At 62.6% G+C, this 17,459-nt stretch carries 20 protein-coding genes; 7 read left to right on the top strand and 13 right to left on the bottom strand.

Annotated features, from left to right (window positions below; all coding sequences use genetic code 11):
* Positions 1-3: 3 nt before the first annotated feature.
* Positions 4-2,130 carry a hybrid sensor histidine kinase/response regulator gene (locus IVB19_RS12185; RefSeq protein WP_247821429.1) on the bottom strand — a complete coding sequence of 709 codons (2,127 nt, stop codon included), beginning with the start codon at positions 2,128-2,130 and terminating at the stop codon, positions 4-6.
* 408 nt (positions 2,131-2,538) lie between these two features.
* On the opposite strand from IVB19_RS12185, the gene IVB19_RS12180 reads away from it, so the two are divergent.
* Positions 2,539-2,799, top strand: coding sequence for a YjiS-like domain-containing protein (locus IVB19_RS12180; protein WP_083926524.1), 261 nt, complete (start codon positions 2,539-2,541; stop codon positions 2,797-2,799).
* A 113-nt stretch (positions 2,800-2,912) separates the two neighbouring features.
* On the opposite strand, the gene IVB19_RS12175 is transcribed toward IVB19_RS12180, so the two are convergent.
* The 7 genes from IVB19_RS12175 to IVB19_RS12150 all read right to left on the bottom strand — a co-directional run bounded on the left by IVB19_RS12175 (position 2,913) and on the right by IVB19_RS12150 (position 7,276).
* Positions 2,913-3,413: a GlcG/HbpS family heme-binding protein gene (locus IVB19_RS12175; RefSeq protein WP_026233603.1), complete on the bottom strand. Its 501-nt coding sequence runs from the start codon at positions 3,411-3,413 to the stop codon at positions 2,913-2,915.
* Between the two features lie 29 nt (positions 3,414-3,442).
* Complete coding sequence (locus tag IVB19_RS12170) at positions 3,443-4,036, bottom strand: hypothetical protein (RefSeq protein ID WP_039800453.1); 594 nt, start codon at positions 4,034-4,036, stop codon at positions 3,443-3,445.
* A gap of 238 nt (positions 4,037-4,274) precedes the next feature.
* Positions 4,275-5,024, bottom strand: a complete 750-nt coding sequence (locus IVB19_RS12165; RefSeq protein WP_018458517.1) for a sulfite exporter TauE/SafE family protein — start codon at positions 5,022-5,024, stop codon at positions 4,275-4,277.
* A gap of 90 nt (positions 5,025-5,114) precedes the next feature.
* Positions 5,115-5,249 (bottom strand): hypothetical protein, encoded by a 135-nt coding sequence (locus IVB19_RS40220; protein WP_018458516.1) that lies wholly within the window; start codon positions 5,247-5,249, stop codon positions 5,115-5,117.
* 403 nt (positions 5,250-5,652) lie between these two features.
* Positions 5,653-5,964, bottom strand: a complete 312-nt coding sequence (locus IVB19_RS12160; RefSeq protein WP_240543400.1) for a conotoxin — start codon at positions 5,962-5,964, stop codon at positions 5,653-5,655.
* Between the two features lie 153 nt (positions 5,965-6,117).
* Positions 6,118-7,026: a DUF1259 domain-containing protein gene (locus IVB19_RS12155; protein ID WP_018458514.1), complete on the bottom strand. Its 909-nt coding sequence runs from the start codon at positions 7,024-7,026 to the stop codon at positions 6,118-6,120.
* Between the two features lie 16 nt (positions 7,027-7,042).
* On the bottom strand, positions 7,043-7,276 hold the full coding sequence (locus IVB19_RS12150; RefSeq protein ID WP_026233600.1) for a hypothetical protein: 234 nt from the start codon (positions 7,274-7,276) through the stop codon (positions 7,043-7,045).
* A 481-nt stretch (positions 7,277-7,757) separates the two neighbouring features.
* Here IVB19_RS12150 and IVB19_RS12145 point away from each other — a divergent pair, with 481 nt between their 5' ends.
* From IVB19_RS12145 to IVB19_RS12135, 3 genes are read left to right on the top strand one after another with little or no spacing between them, the layout of a single operon-like run.
* The gene (locus tag IVB19_RS12145) at positions 7,758-8,801 is read left to right on the top strand and encodes a Cj0069 family protein (protein WP_026233598.1); all 1,044 of its coding nucleotides are present in this window, start codon (positions 7,758-7,760) and stop codon (positions 8,799-8,801) included.
* Entirely contained in the window at positions 8,795-9,391 is a 597-nt protein-coding gene (locus IVB19_RS12140; protein WP_018458508.1) for an ABC transporter ATP-binding protein, read from the top strand. The genes IVB19_RS12145 and IVB19_RS12140 overlap by 7 nt, the downstream gene beginning before the upstream one ends.
* Positions 9,388-10,188, top strand: coding sequence for an ABC transporter permease (locus tag IVB19_RS12135; RefSeq protein WP_018458507.1), 801 nt, complete (start codon positions 9,388-9,390; stop codon positions 10,186-10,188). Before IVB19_RS12140 ends, IVB19_RS12135 begins: the two co-directional genes overlap by 4 nt.
* 12 nt (positions 10,189-10,200) lie before the next feature.
* On the opposite strand, the gene IVB19_RS12130 is transcribed toward IVB19_RS12135, so the two are convergent.
* The 3 genes from IVB19_RS12130 to IVB19_RS12120 form a co-directional block, all read right to left on the bottom strand.
* A complete protein-coding gene (locus IVB19_RS12130) occupies positions 10,201-11,382 on the bottom strand; it encodes an MFS transporter (RefSeq protein WP_247821678.1) in 1,182 nt (393 codons plus the stop codon).
* 115 nt (positions 11,383-11,497) lie between these two features.
* Complete coding sequence (locus IVB19_RS12125) at positions 11,498-12,865, bottom strand: NAD(P)-binding domain-containing protein (protein ID WP_247821428.1); 1,368 nt, start codon at positions 12,863-12,865, stop codon at positions 11,498-11,500.
* Positions 12,866-12,915: 50 nt separating this feature from the next.
* Complete coding sequence (locus tag IVB19_RS12120) at positions 12,916-13,233, bottom strand: ArsR/SmtB family transcription factor (protein ID WP_018458504.1); 318 nt, start codon at positions 13,231-13,233, stop codon at positions 12,916-12,918.
* A 128-nt stretch (positions 13,234-13,361) separates the two neighbouring features.
* Here IVB19_RS12120 and IVB19_RS12115 point away from each other — a divergent pair, with 128 nt between their 5' ends.
* The 3 genes from IVB19_RS12115 to arsC are packed head-to-tail and all read left to right on the top strand — an operon-like array spanning position 13,362 to position 14,819.
* Positions 13,362-13,724: an ArsR/SmtB family transcription factor gene (locus tag IVB19_RS12115; RefSeq protein ID WP_018458503.1), complete on the top strand. Its 363-nt coding sequence runs from the start codon at positions 13,362-13,364 to the stop codon at positions 13,722-13,724.
* Positions 13,717-14,421 carry an aquaporin gene (locus IVB19_RS12110; RefSeq protein WP_018458502.1) on the top strand — a complete coding sequence of 235 codons (705 nt, stop codon included), beginning with the start codon at positions 13,717-13,719 and terminating at the stop codon, positions 14,419-14,421. Before IVB19_RS12115 ends, IVB19_RS12110 begins: the two co-directional genes overlap by 8 nt.
* Positions 14,418-14,819: an arsenate reductase (glutaredoxin) gene (gene arsC / locus IVB19_RS12105; protein WP_018458501.1), complete on the top strand. Its 402-nt coding sequence runs from the start codon at positions 14,418-14,420 to the stop codon at positions 14,817-14,819. Before IVB19_RS12110 ends, arsC begins: the two co-directional genes overlap by 4 nt.
* Positions 14,820-14,853: 34 nt before the next feature.
* Here arsC and IVB19_RS12100 read toward each other — a convergent pair whose 3' ends face one another.
* Positions 14,854-16,233 (bottom strand): carbohydrate porin, encoded by a 1,380-nt coding sequence (locus tag IVB19_RS12100; RefSeq protein ID WP_247375655.1) that lies wholly within the window; start codon positions 16,231-16,233, stop codon positions 14,854-14,856.
* Between the two features lie 177 nt (positions 16,234-16,410).
* The gene (locus tag IVB19_RS12095) at positions 16,411-17,388 is read right to left on the bottom strand and encodes a tripartite tricarboxylate transporter substrate binding protein (RefSeq protein ID WP_026233596.1); all 978 of its coding nucleotides are present in this window, start codon (positions 17,386-17,388) and stop codon (positions 16,411-16,413) included.
* Positions 17,389-17,459: the final 71 nt, after the last annotated feature.

The raw sequence follows: 17,459 nt of genomic DNA, 5'->3' as shown, positions 1-17,459 counted from the left end.
CGGCTACCGATCCACTCCCTCAGGGTGAGCGCAGTATGGGAATCCTGGTGCCCGTTGAGGCACCAGGCAGTCAGGGAAGGGATGACGGCTAAGGCCCCAGAGAACGGACGGTGCTACGGTGGCCGCCGCCGGCCAGCGGTCAGGATAGTACCGCTGGTCAGACCCTGGGCATTCAAACTGATCCAGAATCTCTCGCACCTTCAGCGCCAGTTTTGCTTGCGAGATTGGCTTCTCCAGCAGGTTGACACCTTCATCAAGCCTTCCCTGATGGACCACGGCATTACGCGAATAGCCCGTCATGTACAGGATCTTCAGTCCCGGTCTAATTTGATGCGCGCGCCTGCCGAGTTCGCGACCATTGATCCCCGGCATGACCACGTCAGTGAGAAGAAGGTCCACCTTCGAGTCGTCTTGCAGGAGAATGGTCAGAGCGGCCTGAGCGCTGCGGGCCGAGAGGACGCGATAGTTGAGATCCCGCAGGACGTCAGAAATATAGACGCGCAGATCCTCATCGTCCTCGACGACGAGAACGGTCTCGGATAGCTCACCCTCGGCAATTTCCTCAGGTGCGATTTCTTCGGGCCGTGTGCTTCCGGAGAAGCGCGGAAAGTACATCTTGATGGTGGTGCCCTGCCCCACCTCGCTGTAGATTTTTGCGTGGCCTCCGGATTGCTTGACGAAGCCGTAGACCTGGCTCAGGCCAAGGCCGGTGCCGTGGCCCGGCTCCTTTGTCGTAAAGAAGGGCTCAAAAGCGTGACTGAGAACGTCGCGCGACATTCCGCCTCCGGTGTCAGTCACGCAAATGGCGACGTACTGACCGGGCGCCAGTTCAGGATTGAGCCGGCAGTAATCATCGTCGGCGGAGATGTTGGCTGCTTCCAAAGTCAGCTTTCCGCCGTCGGGCATGGCGTCACGAGCGTTGATTGCCAGGTTGACGATGGCTGACTCCAGATGATTGGCGTCGGCTTCGATTTCCCAAAGACCCGCACTTCCGACGGTCTGGACTTCGATGCGCTCTCCGAGCGTGCGCTGAAGGAATTCCTGCAGGCCATTGACGTAGTTGTTTACGTTGATTGGCTTGGGATCGAGCGCTTGTCGGCGCGAAAATGCCAACAAGCGACTGGTTAACGCCGCGGCTCTCTGTGCGCCGCGCTTCGCGTTTGCGAGCGCCCGGTTCAGATTGGCTCCGGGCGCCTTGGCGTGCCGCTCAGCTGTTTCGAGATTGCCAAGGACGATCATGAGCAGATTGTTGAAGTCGTGCGCGATGCCACCGCTGAGTTGCCCCACCGCTTCCAGCTTTTGGGATGCGGCGAGTTGCTCCTGAACGTGCTTGAGCTCGTCCTCGGCGCGCTTCCGGTCCGTAACGTCGCGCGTGACTTTGGCAAACCCGACGATGTTTCCGGCCTCGTCCGTGATGCGATCGATGATGACCGACGCCCAGAAGCGGGAGCCGTCTTTTCGCAAACGCCAGCCTTCCGCCTCGAAGCGACCATGCTCCGCCGCCTCTGAAAGCGCACGCTTGGGCACACCGAGTTCGATGTCTTCGGGCGTGTAAAAAGCGCTAAAATGCTGACCGATGATCTCCGGCGGCGCGTAGCCCTTGATCCGCTCTGCTCCGGGATTCCAGGTTGTCACGTTGCCCAGTGGGTCGAGCTGAAAGATCGCGTAATCGACCACGGCCTCGATTAGCTGGCGATAGCGCCGCTCACTATTGAGAAGCTCTTCATGGGCTTCCTGACGTTCGGTAACATCTCGCGTGACCTTGGCGAAGCCGATCACTTCGCCGGCTTGATTGCGGACGGCATCGATGATGACCGATGCCCAGAAACGGCTTCCGTCCTTGCGGACTCTCCATCCTTCGGCGCTGAAGCGGCCTTCTCGTGCTGCGACGCTCAAGGCGCGCTCTGGAAGCCCATTGGTGCGATCATCTGGCGTATAGAAGGATGCGAACGACTTGCCGATGATTTCGTCGGGCGAGTAGCCCTTCAACCGCTGGGCACCGGAGTTCCAGCTGCGGACTGTGCCGTCGAGGTCGATCATGTAGATGGCGTAATCAACGATTGCGTCGATGAGCAGTTGAAGGCGCGCAGTATCGTCGATCCCGTCAAGTTTTGACTGATGGGCTTGCAAATGGTCGACTCCGGTGTCGGGGGAGACCGTTTAACCGCGAAGTCTTTTTATTGTTCCGTGGTGCTGCTTCGTGCGTTGCATGCCTCTGTCGGAATCTGGATCTCAGTTGCACCACTGAGGGAGCGAGGATCTTAACCATCAGGCGGCGCTCCGATCAGTGCTCCTCGGTCGGATACACTCATTTGCAGGGTGTGATGCTTCGCGTTGCGGTCAGCTTGATCCAGTGGACGGGCGGCGCCGAACGTTCCTTTCAGCATGACCGGCACTCCAGCGACGCCTCCAGCTTCCAGATCAGCGGATCGCTTGTGCGGCAGAGACGAGCATGATAGAAAAGGCCATCGGGTCAAACACAACCGCCCGACCAGCTTTCGAGCCAAGCGTTGTTTCGCTCCATTATGGAGGTGAAACATGTCTTGCGACAGCACCACTGGCTCAATCGGCACATCCAGCGCAGCCTTCGTTCCTTCTCCAAGCCCTGCATGGTTCTGGAAACTCACGCTCGCGCTGCTGGACGGCATCACACGGCGCCGCCAATACGACGAGCTTCTCGAACTGGATGACCGGCTTCTCGCGGACATCGGCTTGTCGAGAACAATCGTTGGGGAAGCTCGACGGTGTTACTTCTCAGGTTGGCGCGACAAATCGGATATTGTCGATTCCTGTCGGTGAGCGCCCCACACCTGCGCGTGCGAAGGCGGCGCGTCTGCTTGTCCCTGTGGATCAGACGGCCGCCAGGCTCGTGAAAGGCCGAAGGACTTTTTGACCGCGATCTTGACGTCTTCTCAGAAGTCCAGCTTGTCGCGTATGGCATCAATTCCGGCTTTCGCGCACGCTTCGTCCGCGTCACCGCCCGGCGCGCCGGACACGCCGACCGCTCCGACCAGGGAGCCGCCGGCTTCAACGATCAGTCCTCCGGCAATGACGACCGCTCCGGGAAGGTTGCGAATGCCCGCCTGCATCATCCCCGGCTGGCTGATCGCATTGAGCTCGGTCGTGCTGGTCTTGAACGAGGCTGCTGTCCACGCCTTGCCTGCTGCCGTCGAGGGCGTGTGAGGGCCTGCAAAGCGATCGCGCAACATCACTTGCGTGACGCCGAAGCGATCGACGACGGCAACTGCAACCTGGTATCCACGGGTGCGGCAGTTCGCCAACGCAGCGCGCGCAAGATCGAGCGCCAGTTCTGGACCGAGCGATTTGTAGGCGACCAGACCTTCCTCCGCCCGTACTGGGCAGATGGACGCAATCAGCAGGGCCGTCGCGACCGACAGGCATCGAACGTTCATGGCAATCTCCGGCATAGGTGACCAAAGGCCTATTTGCTCTCACCATATGTCAGATCATCGAACAGGGTCACGCTATCTGCCTTGGTCCACAGGCCGATCATGCCCGCGTCCGGAATGGTGGCGTCTTCCACCTCGAACAATTGCTTTCCGTCATAGCTCACCTTGAACCGACTTCCTGCAAAGTCGCAGCGCAGCAGGTGCCATTGCCCGGACGACACCGGCGCGCTGACGCCATAGCCGCCTCTGCGACCCACGATCTCGAGCGACATTCGAACGCCATTGATCGTCTTGTAGAGAACGACATTGTCCTCCAGCGCGTTAGCCCGGACCACGTAGTAATTGTCGGCATCCTTCGCACGCCAAATGACTCCCGCGGCGCGATCCTCGGAGCCGGCAACGGCCTTGAATTTCACCTCGACGAAGCCGTCACGGATGGACGTATCGCGCTTGATGGCGAGGGGAAACGTCGCCCGTCCGGATTGCTTGAGAACGTTCGGCTTGCTTGGCGCCGTAGCCTCGGCCTCGACGGTCCATTTCGGCTGTCCCTTGCCGGTCATCGTCAAAGTCCACCCGTCGGGCGAAGTTCCGACAGCAGCGCTGTCGAAATTCAGGGTCTCGGCCATGGCATTTCCTCCCATCAACAAAGCCAGCATGGATGGCAGCGCAAGCCTGGCCCATGCAGAAGATTGAATTCGCGCGCGGCCTGCCGCGCTCGATCTGCACTCATCACTCATCGGAGAATGCGAGGAGGCCCCCGTGAAGACGCGGCGCGTCTTCGGATCGAACGCGGCGTGATCGAAATCGCTGTTCAGTCCGTTCGGGATGGCGATGGCGCCCAGTCGCTTCAATAGCATGATGCCCTTATCGATCAGCGGAAAAAGGGAGGGTCGAGACGACCAGCGAGAGCCCCGCCAACAGCAACAGTGCCAACACAGCCTTGCGAAAGGTCTCGTCCTGGATGGTCCCGAACATCTTGAAGCCGGACCAAAGGCCGGCGACCATGAAGGGAACGCCCAACGCGTACAGCACCAGTGTTTCCCTGGTAATGGAGCCGGCCGCTGCCTGGGACAAGGAGATGACCACGAAGGCGATGAACAGCACCGGCTGAAACACGGCCCGCTGCAAATCCTTCGGCCAACCGCGCCATTGGCACGATATCGTGGAGATCACGCCGCCGAGCCCCGTCAACCCGCCAAGCATCCCATTCGAGATGCCTATTGCGATGTCTGCTCCGGTGCCGATTCTCATGGGCGCGAACACAGGGCGCGCCAAGCCGTAAATGGAGTAAATCATCAACAACACACCGACTCCGAACCTCAGATAGAGGGGATTGAGATAGACGAGAATTTCAACGCCAATCGGAATGCCGATGACTGTTCCAAGCGCGAGAGGCCATGCCTTGCGCAGATCCAGGACATGTCGCAGCCTATAAATGCCGTAGCCTTGGGTGAGCAGACCGTACCCCGCGATCAAAGTGGCGGTCTGGATCGGCGTGATGATGTGCAGCCAGACACCAGAGACGACCAGGCCCATCGCGAAGCCAGAGAAGCCGCTGACGAAGCCACCGGCAAGGGCGGCAAGAGCAAAGATAGCGAAGCCAAGTGCGTCCATATGATCGTCCCCGGATCGAGGTGGCGAGCGCTTGGATGGGACTCCATCTCACGGGGAGGTCTCGGTATCCCCGAATCGTCAGTTGTTATGTCAGATGCTTCGCTCGCCCATCGAATAGCTTCGAAGCGTGCCGTCCTGGTCGTAGACGAAGCGATAATGGACTTCGTCCGACATGCCGCGGATTCGACTCGGGTCGCACGACAGCGGCTTCATGACGTAGGTCATGGCAGTCCTCCGTTGAGATCACGGATGAATTTCGAGTTGGATGGTTCACGATCGCTGCCCGCCCGGCAGAGTCCGTCGGCACGGTGATCCCACCGCCGACAGCGAGGCCCTGGCGGGCGCGAGACGGATAAAGCGGCTTGGAGAGGGGATCGGAAAACGGAAGACATGCAGCGTCCTTGTCGAAACCGGGACGCGATTCTTGGGCATGTCGCCTCGCGGGGAGATCGCTTCCCCGTGAGGCAAATATTACGCGCCGGTCGAATTTGTCAATGCCGTCGAAGCTTTGTTTCTAACCACTAGACGGCGCGGATCCGACCAAGCTTCTCGTCACCTGCTGGTGCTCGTGATCGTGTCACCCATATATGTCGCTGTCGGCTTGGACCGCAGAGGATTCGATTTTGTCTCAACGACGCTCGGCGTTGTCTGGCCGGGCCCGCCAATCACGTCCCACCGTTTGATGATCCTGATCCGATTGATTGGCTCGGCCGGCGCGATCGCCATCGGTGCCGCCTTGCGCCTTCCAATCACGTTCGATCTTAACGTCTTCGGCGTTCTTCCTGTCTTGGTCTCGGGCCTGTTCAGCTTGCTCGGGAGTTCGATCCGGCTGCACCGGAACGGTCGCCTGCGCCTGACGTGCAGGAGCCGTCTCGTCGGCGCGTGAGGGACTGAGCGTACAAGACAGTAATACTGCCGCGGTGATCACTAGGACACGCATGCCTACCTCCTCCGTTCGTAGAACGGTAACGACCGATACAAGCTTGGGTTCGGAACGGTCGGAGCCGTTTCAGTGCTGCAATGCGATACTTGCGCGTGAATTTGGCCGGCTCGCATTTCACCGAACCTCTTCGCGCGCAGCTCCCGCCTCGCATCAGCTCTTCGTGCTCGCCGTCTTGTCGAGCGCCGCGCGGAGGCCTTCGGCAAGCTTGACGGCATCGTCGTTGGCCCAGAAGTGCATGAAGAAGAGCCGAGGCTGTTCGTCCAGCATGTGGCTGTGCAGCGCGGTCACCTCGATGCCGTGCGTCCGAAGCGCGAGGATGACCTGGTTCACTTCGTCGCTGGTCAGCACGAAGTCGCCCGTGATGGCCGCCCTACCCGCGCCCGTCGGCTGGAAGTTGATGGCGATTGCGACACCCATGGCGGCGACGGGCGTCAACAGCATGCCGTCCTCCGTGATGGGGTCGCGCCGCTTCACGTTGAACTGGTAGACGCCGCCGTTCGCCTGCCCCTTGACGCCGATGATCTGGTCGAGCTTCGCCGTGTCGAGGTCGATGGCGGGCGGCGGATTCGCCGGCGCCGTGACCGTCAGCGGGGTCTTGCTTTCGGCCAGGGCATCATGGATCGCCGCGGCCAGCTTGACCGGGTCGCCATGTCCGGCGACGTGCATGTAGAACGTCGCCGGGCTCGCACGCAGCAGATGATTGTGCACGGCGGTGATCTCGAGCCCGCTCGCGATCATCTTCGCCATCACCGGATTGATCTCGGTTTCGAGCAGCACAAGATCGCCCATGACCATGGCGCCGCCATGCGCAGGCTTGAACGCGATCCAGCCACCGAGCGCCAGCGCCGGCTTGATCGCGACGCCGTCCAATGTCACGGAGAGATCGGTGCGGGGAAAGCCGAAACGGCGGACGTCGTCCGAGACGGCGGGCTTGCGGCCCAGGGTCTCGTCCACCTTCTGCCAGTCGGCATCCTGGGCATATGCCGGGATGAAGGGGCCGAAGCGAAATGCAAGAAGGCAGACGCCAATGCCGACCACGGCCCAGATGATTCTTTTCATCGTGCTACTCCTCGGCTTAGTTTCGCTCTTTAACCCGACCACTGCTGTCGACGACCAGCGTCACCGCCTTGCCGTTCTTCACCGCCTTGGCGGTGACGCCTTCAGCCGTCGACTTGATATCGCTGACTTGCGCGTAGCCGGCCGCCTGGATCTTGGCGACCAACTCCTCCTGTGTCAGAGCGTGCGCGCTCGACAGCACGCCCGCGATCGCAAGCAACAGGACCGTGCGGAAGATTGCTCGTGTTCGCATGATCATTCTCCTGGTCTTGTCCTGCCCCAAGTGAAGTCCGTTTCGCGATCTTCCCCTACTCGGTGCCAACACGGCGCAACAGGCCGCGGGCATCAATGCGCACAGCGATGCGACCGGCGCGGACGCCGTGCCGAGAAATCGAGCCAGTCTGCTGGATGCAATCGAGGAAAGTATGATGACATGGTGCGCCCTTGGTGATCAGGACGCGATGCTTGGGCATGTCGCCTCACGGGGAGATCGCACATCCCCGAACCCCAAGTAAAAACCCGAGGGCGGCGGCTGTCAACGGGCGTAGGCTTCGGGCGGCCCACCGAAGTCGCCGACGAACGTCACAAAGAATTCACCGCTCCGCGGAACCGCGCCAGCCATGTCTTGAAACTCGCGGACGGCCCCGCTAGTGTCCTTTGCGTGGGGACAAAGCAGACTCCCCGTGAGGCCTCGGTCCAAGCTCTGCGCAGCACGCCATTCGTGGAGCTTGCGCATGGACATCGAACGACACCCTTCTCATCGACACACCGTCGCCATCCTCTCACGCGGAGACGCTGCCGCGCGGCGGGATGCGACGGCGCAAAAAAGCCGCTTCGTACACGTCTTCGAAGCACTCGCCGCCGTCGGCATTGAAGCCCAGCCGGCGATCTATGATGAAAGCTTCGCCGAGGACGTTCGTGAACAATTGCTCGCGATTGACGGCGTGCTGGTCTGGGTCAACCCCATTCAAGACCGTCGAGATCGCGCTGGTCTCGACGCATTGCTGCGAGACGTCGCGGCTCAGGGCGTGTGGGTCAGCGCTCATCCCGATGTCATCCTCAAGATGGGCACCAAGGAGGTACTCTATCGTACCCGCTCGATGGGCTGGGGATGCGACACGGCGTTATATCAAAGCGCCGAGGCCATGCGCGCCGAGTTGCCGACACGGCTCGCCGCTGGTCCGCGCGTGATCAAGCGCAACCGGGGCAATGGCGGCCAAGGCGTCTGGAAGGTCGAGAGTCTGCCGACCTCCTCCATGATAAAGGTGCTGGACGCGACGAAAGACGCGCCCGAGGAACTGACGCTGGATGATTTTCTCCGTCGTTGCGCGGAGTATTTCGAGAACGGCAGCGTGATCGACCAACCATTCCAGCCTCGCTTAAGCGAAGGCGTGGTGCGTTGCTACATGGCGGGCGATCGCTGTGCCGGCTTCGGCTATCACAAGGTCAAAGCCCTGGTCGACTCGCCGGCCGCCCGTTCCGAGGCCGGACCGCGCCTCTACACCTCGAACGCAGAGCCGCGTTTCCAGCGGCTGCGTCGGTTGATGGAAGACGAGTGGACGCCCCAGCTGACGTCGTTGCTGGATATTGCGCGACTTGACCTGCCTGCGATTTGGGACGCCGACTTCATGCTTGGTCCGGTCCTTCCCGACGGGACCGACAGCTATGTCCTCGGCGAGATCAATGTCAGCTCGGTGCATCCTTATCCGGACGAGGCGCCGGCGGAGATCGCGAGGCGAGTTGCCGATCGGCTCCGGCGAAGCTTTGACACATGCTGACGGTCCGCGCGCTCAAGCGCTTGCACCTCTCCGTTTCATTCGACTTGCAGGACGGCGAATGCGTCGCCCTGCAAGGGCCTTCTGGCGCCGGGAAGACCCAGCTCCTTCGCTCGATCGCGGACCTCGATCCCAACGAAGGAATGGTCGAACTGGACGGAACGCTCAGGGAGGCCATGCCCGCTCCGGCTTGGCGCAAGCGGGTGACCTACCTCGCTGCCGAGCCGGGCTGGTGGTCAGACATCGTGCAAGATCACTTCAGCTGCTGGGATGATGCCTTACCGCTGGTCATGAGACTGGGGTTGCCGTGCAGTTGCGGTCCCTGGCCGGTCCAAAGACTGTCGACCGGCGAGCGACAACGGCTGGGGCTAGTGCGGGCGCTGATGCTGCGGTCGCGGGTTCTTCTCCTGGACGAGCCGACATCGGCCCTCGATTCGGCATCGACGGCGGCAGTGGAATCTTTGATCGCGGAACGCATTTCGAACGGAACGAGTGTCGTCTGGAGCACTCACGACAACGCCCAGGCCTGCCGCGTCGGGTCGAGGGTCATTGTGATGAATGCCGACGGCGGGATCGAGGACAATCGGCCGTGAATTACATTCACTTGGCATACGGCGATTTGGTTCTGCCCGCGCTCCTTGTCGTCATGGACGGCGCTCTCTCGCTCGCTCTCCGCCTCAAGCTTGAAAAGCAGCTGGCCATCGCCACCGTGCGGATGGTGCTTCAGCTGGTGCTCGTTGGATACGTATTGACGTTCCTGTTTGCCGCGGTCTCGCCGCTCTGGACCGCCCTCGCCGCCGTCATCATGGTTCTCTTCGCGTCACGGGAAATCGTCGCTCGGCAAAAGCGACGCCTACCGGGTATCTGGAGCTATGGCTTAGGAGCGGGATGCATGCTGCTGGCGGCCGGTACCGTCACGATGTTCGCGCTCCTGACGGAGCTACGTCCGGATCCGTGGTATCATCCGCGCTATGCGCTGCCATTGTTGGGCATGATCCTGGGCAACACCATGACGGGAATAAGCCTGGGCCTGGACGTGCTGACGAATACACTGGTGCGCGAACGAGCCGCCGTCGAAGCTTGCCTTGCTCTTGGCGGTACCCGGTATCAGGCGTTGCTGCCGGTCCTGCGGGACGCATTGAGAAGCGGCTTCACGCCAATCATGAACAGCATGGCTGCGATCGGCCTTGTCTCTTTGCCGGGGATGATGACCGGTCAAATCCTTGCAGGCGTCGAACCGATCGACGCCGTCAAGTATCAACTCTTGATCATGTTCTTGATCGCCGGCGGGACGGGATTGGGGACGCTCGCCGCCGTGACGGGAGGCGCTCGCCTTCTGACCGATCATCGGCATCGATTGCGCCTCGATCGATTTTCCACCGCCGAGTAGAATTGCGCGACCTCATATCGACTTCGCCCCACCAGGCTGCACCTTCCGCGCCCACAGCAGCGCCAGCGGCCCCAGTGCAATCCCGACCGCGAGGACGCTGAACGCCAAGAGCCAGCCGGTCGCGCTCTGCGGGCCGCCGGCTGCATCGAGGGCGGCGCCGGTGCCCCAGGCGCCGACCGCCGACAGGCCGAAGCCGACCGTCGAATGCAGAGCCAGGGTCGCGCCGCGATGTTCGGACACAGCCGCGGCCGACATGCCGGCGGTCAATGCGCCCGAATCCGCCGGCAAGGTCAGGCCATAGACGAGCAGCAGCAGTGCCAGCACCCATGCCGGCGCTGTCGCGTTGAGGCCGATGACCAGCGCGACGCAAGCCGACGCGATCATCACGACCGTGATCGCGCGATGGCGCCCGAATTTCAGCGCGGCCTCGTTGCCGAGGATGCTGGCCGGCATCGAGATCACCGCAAAGCAGAAGCTCAGCACGACGGGGCTCAACCACGACGGGGCGCCTTGATGGGCGACGACGAAGGTCCAAAACCCGACCAGCCAGGTGCGGATGCCGTAGAGCTCGAAGCAATGGGCGCCGTAGCCGAAGATGTATCCGAGCGCCTCGCGATTGGCGAAGACGGGCGCGAAGTTGAGCAGACGCCCCGCCTTCGGCGCGGGCCGCTGCTCCTGCATCAGAAGGCACGCGACGACCATCGCGATCGGACCGAAGCCGGTGACAAGAAAGGCGGTCCGCCATCCCCAACGGTCGGCGATCAGCTGCGCGACCAGGAACGAGAGACCGACGCCGACCGAGAAGCTCGACGTGTATAGCGTGACGGCGCGTGAACTATCGCCGGCGGGAAGCCGATCCGTCAGCGCCTTCAGGCCCGGCATGTAGGCGCCGGCAAATCCAAGCCCTGCCAGGGACCAGATCGCGGTCGCGGACCAAAACCCTTGCGCGAAGATTCCGAACGCTGCGGTCGCCAGCCCGCTGACGATCGAACCCCAGAGCAGGACGAGCCGTGCGTCGATCCGGTCGGTCAATGTCGTCAGCACGGGCACGGCGAGCATGTAGCCGAACGCGTAACCGCTCGCCATCAAGCCGCCTTCGGCCGCCGAGAGGCCCCACGTCGGCATCAGATGCTGCGCCAGATTGGCGGATAGCGTCACGTGCGGCAGCAGATTGCCGACCTGGCCGATGCACATCACCGCGATCAGAGACCGGCCGCTCAAGTTACGAATGCTGTCCTCCCGCCCCCACGCCGAAACGGCGCACGAACCACAATGGATAACTCTCCGGCATCAGCTGCAAGAACCGACTTCATAAACAACCGCACCCCGAAGCGCCGGCCTTCTTTGCTGCTTCGTCGGCGGCGCAACAGGCCGTTGATTCCTGCTTCGCCGGCCCACCGCAACATCCTGATACGGCGCCGGCGGCTTCGACGCCGCCGCGCGTGCAGACGCCGGTCTCCGGTAGCACGAGCTCCACCCTTGCGGCGGCTTTCTTGTCGCCGGCGAGATCGGCCGCAATCGAGCGCACCTGCTCATATCCTGTCATCATGAGAAAGGTTGGCGCGCGACCATACGACTTCATGCCCGCCATGTAGAAGCCCGGCTCTTCGTGCGCGAGCTCGCGGGCGCCGTGCGGGCGCACGGTGCCGCAGCTGTGCTCGTTAGGATCGATCAGCGGCGCCAGGGCGACCGGCGCCTCGATAGCGGGATCGAGCCGCAGGCGCAATTCGGACAGGAACGAAAAATCGGGACGAAAGCACGTCGAGACGATCAGCTCGTCCACGATCACGCTCCGTCCGCTGCAACCCGAGCCGGCCGCGATCTCGAGGCGGCCCTCGGTCTCAGCCAGATGCGTGACGCCGAATTCGGTTTCCACCCTGATCTTGCCGGAGGCAACGAGCGCAGCGAACGCACTGCCGAGCTCTCCGCGTGCAGCGAGCTTGTCATTCCGGCCGCCACCAAACGCCTTGGCGGGATCGGCGGCGCGCAACAGCCAGATAGCTTGCGTCCCCGGCGCCTCGCCCGCGAGATGCACGAGATCGATCAGTGTGCCCACCGCGGAGTGGCCAGCGCCGAGCACCGCAACGGTCCTCCCGGCATATCTGGCGCGACCGGCCCCCCGGACATCGGGCATGCCGTAGGCGATGTGGCCAGCGCATTCACGCTCGCCGATCGCGGGCAGACCATTACCTCCGGCAGGATTGGGCGAGAACCATGTACCTGATGTGTCGATCACCGCATCGGCGCGCAGCACTTCGGGGCCCTTGCCGTTCTGGTAGCGGATTTCGAAAGGGGCCAGCTCACGCCCCTTCGTCTTCGCCTTGTCGAAGCCGACGCGGCTGATAGCGGAGACACGGCTGGATGTCCGGATCACCTCGCGCAATGGCGTTCGCGTCGCAAGCGGCGTCAGATATCGATCGATCAGCTCGCCGCCGGTCGGATAGGCGCTCGGGTCCGGCGAATTCCATCCCGTCGGCGCGAGCAGGCGCGCGGCGGCCTTGTCGACATTGTACTCCCACGGCGAGAAGAGCTGGACCTGCTGCCACTGGCGCACCGCGTGCCCCGCTTCGGATCCTGCCTCCAGAACGATGGGTGACATGCCACGCTCCAGGACGTGCGCAGCTGCTGCGAGTCCGACAGGCCCTGCCCCGATGATGGCGACCGTCTTAGCGTTCATTCGGCTTCTCCCATACTTCTAGAATCATCGAACAATATCAGCCAAAAAAATCACGCCGCCGTTTGCGTCGTCTTGCATCCGACTTCGTCTGCGCAGCACTCCGCCGCCAGGAAATCGACCAGACCCCGCATCGCGTCGAAGTTTGCGTGGCAAATCAGAGTCGTCGATTCCCGGACCTGGCTGACGAGCCCGACCGAGACCAGGGTCTTGATGTGATGCGACAGGGTCGACGCCGGTACCTTCAGCTTGTCCTGCAAGCGACCGACGGGCATGCCGGAGTGCCCGGCCCGGACCAGGGCCCGGTAGATCTGGAGTCGCGTCCGGTTACCCAAAGCTTCGAGGCGTGCTGCTGCGTCGTCGATCTTCATGGCCGCCACGATGCGCCTGCCGATGTCAACTGTCAAACATATTTCTAGAATATTCGAAATAACTATTCGGTCGCCCACCATGGAATTCCGGATTGACGCGTTCCAATTAGTTCCATAAGTCTGGATATATGGAAACAGAAGAAGCCGTCCTGGCGCTCGCCGCGCTGTCCCAGCCGACCCGACTGGAGGCGTTCCGAACGCTTGTCCGGCACGAGCCCGATGGCCTTGCGGCGGGCGATCTCGCCCGCCTGCTGGAAGTCCCATCGAACACGCTATCTGCCCATCTGTCGATCCTGACGCGCGCGCGCCTCGTCACCTCCGAGCGGCACAGCCGTTCGATCGTCTACCGCGCCAACCTCACCGAATTCCGCGACGTTGCGGTCTTCCTGCTGCGGGATTGCTGCGGCGGGCGGCCGGAAGTTTGCGAGCCGGTCGTCGAAACCCTGCAAGCCTGCTGCAAGCCGAGACGAAGGGAGCGGAGCCGTGCCTGATCAATTCGATCTTCCGCGCCGCCTCGCGGCCGAGGCGCTCGGCACGGGCATTCTCGTCGCCACCGTGGTCGGCTCCGGCATCATGGCGGAGACGCTGACCAAGGATGTCGCGCTTGCGCTTCTCTGCAACACGTTGCCGACCGGCGCCATTCTGGTCGTCCTGATCACCGTGCTCGGACCGATCTCCGGCGCGCACTTCAATCCGGCCGTCACGCTGGTCTTCACCGGCAAGCGCGAGCTACCGGTGAACGACGCCGCACTTTACGTCGTCGCGCAGATTGCCGGCGGCATCGCGGGAACGATGGCGGCGCATCTGATGTTCGGGCTGCCGCTGCTCGATTTCTCGGCGAAGGTGCGAACCGGGGGACCGCAATGGTTCGCCGAAGCCGTCGCCGCCTTCGGTCTGGTCGCGACGATCGTCGCGGGCATCCGTTTCCAGCGGGCGGCCGTCCCCTGGCTGGTCGGCCTGTACATCACGGCGGCCTATTGGTTCACGGCCTCGACCTCGTTCGCCAATCCGGCCGTGGCTATCGCGAGGTCATTGACCAACACGTTCGCGGGCATACGTCCCACCGACCTGCCCGGATTCATTCTCGCGGAGCTCTGCGGAGCCTTTGCCGCCATGCTGTTGATGAACTGGCTGCTCGGACCGCCCCAGGCGCGAGGCCCCATCCCAATCGCGGAGACTACCTTATGAGCGTCACGATCTATCACAACCCCGCCTGCGGCACCTCGCGCAACACGCTGGCGATGATCCGGCAAAGCGGCGTCGAGCCCGACGTGATCGAATATCTGAAGACGCCGCCGTCGCGCGAAAAGCTCGTCGAGCTCGTCAAGGCCCTCGGCATCTCCGTTCGCGCGCTGCTGCGGGAAAAAGGCACGCCCTACAAGGAGCTCGGCCTCCACGACCCCAAATGGTCGGACGACGAGCTGATCGACCAGATGCTCGCGCACCCCATCCTGATCAACCGTCCAATCGTGGTGACGCCCAAGGGCACACGCTTGTGCCGGCCCTCGGAAGCCGTCATCGATCTCCTGGACAATCCCGTCGGCCGGTTCGTGAAGGAGGATGGCGAGGTGGTCGAGGCGCGATGATTGCCGACATGGCCTCACTCGCGTTTGCCTCGACTTAAAATTTCAGGGTCGTGCGCAATCCGAAAACCGAGGCATTGCGCAATGCCCGTCCCGGCAGCGGACTAGCCGGAGCCGTCGCGCCGCCACCGGGATGGACGATGTATTGAAAGTTCGGCTGAACGGTCCAGCCATCCTTGATCTGGTATTGATAGACGGCCGTGAGCAGCCCCTCGAAGCTTCGCACCGGCCAGCGCGGATCGACGAACCTGGCATAATCGGCGTCGAGCGTCTGGGCCCGTTTTGAGACATGCGCATACCCGGCGGCAATGCCGAACTTGTCGTCGGGGCGTGCATTGCTGAGCCCGATGAGCTCGACGCCGCCATCTGCATAGACATCGACCAGATTGCGGTCAGCCGGCGCGCCGGACACGCGTGCGAAAATGCCGATGCCGCGATCGTCGCTGTTCGGCACCCGATAAATCTGCTGCTCGAAGACCGCCCAGGCTCCAATATCGCCCGACAAGAGCCGCGGTTCCCCGCTGCTCGTTGGCGCGGCCAGCGAGACGCCGTTGGATGCGAAGCGCTGATCCCCGAACGATCCGAAATGACGCCAGCCACCGACCTTGAACTGGCCGGTCAAGTTCGGGTCACCCTTCCTGTTATTCCAGGCATATTGAACCTGGCCGAGCAGAAGCGGCGGATCGTTGACCCGGAAATTGACGCCATACCGGTTACGCTCCTGCGGATCGCCGGAACCGGGCCCGGCCTGGTCGCCGTCGAAAATCGCGCCAAGGACGGACAACTGGTCCGTCACGTTCCACAGGAGGCGCGCGCCCACGGCCGCCAAGGGCGGCGACGGCCCGCCGCTTGGCAAAGCAAGCGACGTGATCGCCGGCCAACCCATCGAGGCGTTGGTGAACACATCCGTGTACTTGGTATTGAAGAACTCGCTGTCGGCCGCCAGCTGCCCGAGCTTGAGCGATAGTTTCTTGTCGCCCCACTGCTTCTCGAAATAGGCCTCGTAGAGTCGCGTCGAGGGCAACGCTTCGATCCCGCTGACGACGAAGAAATTCTGCAGATTCGAGCGCGAGAGGCCTTCGCCGTGGATCTGAAACATGTTGGCGTGAAAGGTCAGCTTGTCGATGCCGACGAGTTTTTCGAAATCCAGATCGACGGCGAGATTGAGCCTGCCTTCGTAGACCGCACCTTTCTTCAGACCGCCGGTCGGATTTCCGAGCACCTCGCCGATATAGGTGGCCGCAAACTTCACCCCGTACTTTTGCCAGGGGTTCGGCAGCAGCCCGAGCGTTTTCTCCTCGATGGTGCTCTCGCCTGTATCGGGATCGGCAGGCTTGTCGTCGTCGGTTTTCTTGTCTTCCTGAGCCGCGGACTGGGCAGCCGCGACCAGGCAAGCCGCAACGATCAACGCCCGCATCGAATACCTGATTGCTCTGGCGGCCACGCTCACCTCCCGAGCGATCAATGACGCACGCCGCTGCCCGACATTCAAGCGGGCCGTCGAACAATGTGCGCCGGCGCGGAAATCCGATTCGCGCGCTGTTAACTACCGCATGCGCGAGGCGGTACTATGTTCACTTTTGCACTTCGACCATCAGATCTTCGGGATCTTCGCCCGCTCCACCACGCCGATCCATTTGCTGATCTCGGTCTCGATCAGCGTCTTCATCTCCTCCGGCGAGCTGCCGCGAACCTCGCCGCCGACGGCGGTCTCCAGGCGCTGCTTGAGGTCGGGATCCCTGAGTGCATCCAGCGTCGCCGCATTGAGTGCGGCGATGATGCCGGGCGGCGTTCCCTTCGGGGCCAGCAGGCCGGCCCAGGTGCGCACGTCATATCCCTTGATCCCGGCTTCCTGAACGGTCGGCACGTCGGGCAACAATGCGGTGCGCGTCGGCGAGGTCACCGCCAGGCCGCGGATCGCACCGGCCTGGATCTGCGGGGCGAGCAGGACCGGCGTGCCGACGATCACCGGAACCTCTCCGCCGAGCAGCGCGGTGACGGATTGGGAATCGCCGCGATAGGGCACGTGCACGATCTCGACGCCGGCGGCTGCGTTCAACAGCTCTCCTGCAAGATGGTGCGTGCTGCCGAAACCGACCGATCCAAAGCTGAGCGCACCGGGCTTCTGCTTTGCCATGGCGACGAGCTCGCCCAGCGATTTTGCCGGATAGTCGCTACGCACGGCAATGACGAGCGCGTAATAGACCAGCGTCGAGATCATCTCGAAGCTCTCGGCCGGCTGGTAGGCGAGGCTCTTGTAGGTCGCCGCGGAAATGGCGTGAGCGCCGGTGACGAGCCCGATCGTGTAGCCGTCGGGCGCCGCCTTCGCGATGGCATCCGCGGCGATGTTGCCGCCGGCGCCCGGCTTGGCCTCGACAATGATCGGCTGCCCGAGCTTTTTCGAGAGCCCGTCGGCGATGATGCGCGACAGCGTGTCGGCCGCGCCGCCGGCGGCAAATCCATGCAACAGCCGGATCGGGCGCGACGGATAATTCTCCGCCGACGCCGAAGTGGTTGCGAAAAAACCGCCAAACAGAAAAATCGCCGCAGCAAGCCGCTTCATCCGTTGCATGGATGCGTCCTCCCTTTTGGTTGTTCTATCGTTGGCCGCGACGAGGCGGCGTTTCTTCAACTCGCGTTTGA

The organism is Bradyrhizobium sp. 187, assembly GCF_023101005.1.
GTDB lineage: Bacteria > Pseudomonadota > Alphaproteobacteria > Rhizobiales > Xanthobacteraceae > Bradyrhizobium > Bradyrhizobium canariense_D.
This window is presented reverse-complemented; position numbering and strand designations above follow the sequence as displayed.

Excerpts from the sequence above, each read along its gene's own strand:
- IVB19_RS12180 (WP_083926524.1), top strand. The coding sequence starts at position 2,539 with ATGTCTTGCGACAGCACCACTGGCTCAATCGGCACATCCAGCGCAGCC.
- IVB19_RS12175 (WP_026233603.1), bottom strand. The coding sequence starts at position 3,413 with ATGAACGTTCGATGCCTGTCGGTCGCGACGGCCCTGCTGATTGCGTCC.
- IVB19_RS12170 (WP_039800453.1), bottom strand. The coding sequence starts at position 4,036 with ATGGCCGAGACCCTGAATTTCGACAGCGCTGCTGTCGGAACTTCGCCC.
- IVB19_RS12165 (WP_018458517.1), bottom strand. The coding sequence starts at position 5,024 with ATGGACGCACTTGGCTTCGCTATCTTTGCTCTTGCCGCCCTTGCCGGT.
- IVB19_RS40220 (WP_018458516.1), bottom strand. The coding sequence starts at position 5,249 with ATGACCTACGTCATGAAGCCGCTGTCGTGCGACCCGAGTCGAATCCGC.
- IVB19_RS12160 (WP_240543400.1), bottom strand. The coding sequence starts at position 5,964 with ATGCGTGTCCTAGTGATCACCGCGGCAGTATTACTGTCTTGTACGCTC.
- IVB19_RS12155 (WP_018458514.1), bottom strand. The coding sequence starts at position 7,026 with ATGAAAAGAATCATCTGGGCCGTGGTCGGCATTGGCGTCTGCCTTCTT.
- IVB19_RS12150 (WP_026233600.1), bottom strand. The coding sequence starts at position 7,276 with ATGCGAACACGAGCAATCTTCCGCACGGTCCTGTTGCTTGCGATCGCG.
- IVB19_RS12145 (WP_026233598.1), top strand. The coding sequence starts at position 7,758 with ATGGACATCGAACGACACCCTTCTCATCGACACACCGTCGCCATCCTC.
- IVB19_RS12140 (WP_018458508.1), top strand. The coding sequence starts at position 8,795 with ATGCTGACGGTCCGCGCGCTCAAGCGCTTGCACCTCTCCGTTTCATTC.
- IVB19_RS12130 (WP_247821678.1), bottom strand. The coding sequence starts at position 11,382 with ATGTGCATCGGCCAGGTCGGCAATCTGCTGCCGCACGTGACGCTATCC.
- IVB19_RS12125 (WP_247821428.1), bottom strand. The coding sequence starts at position 12,865 with ATGAACGCTAAGACGGTCGCCATCATCGGGGCAGGGCCTGTCGGACTC.
- IVB19_RS12120 (WP_018458504.1), bottom strand. The coding sequence starts at position 13,233 with ATGAAGATCGACGACGCAGCAGCACGCCTCGAAGCTTTGGGTAACCGG.
- IVB19_RS12115 (WP_018458503.1), top strand. The coding sequence starts at position 13,362 with ATGGAAACAGAAGAAGCCGTCCTGGCGCTCGCCGCGCTGTCCCAGCCG.
- arsC (WP_018458501.1), top strand. The coding sequence starts at position 14,418 with ATGAGCGTCACGATCTATCACAACCCCGCCTGCGGCACCTCGCGCAAC.
- IVB19_RS12100 (WP_247375655.1), bottom strand. The coding sequence starts at position 16,233 with ATGCGGGCGTTGATCGTTGCGGCTTGCCTGGTCGCGGCTGCCCAGTCC.
- IVB19_RS12095 (WP_026233596.1), bottom strand. The coding sequence starts at position 17,388 with ATGCAACGGATGAAGCGGCTTGCTGCGGCGATTTTTCTGTTTGGCGGT.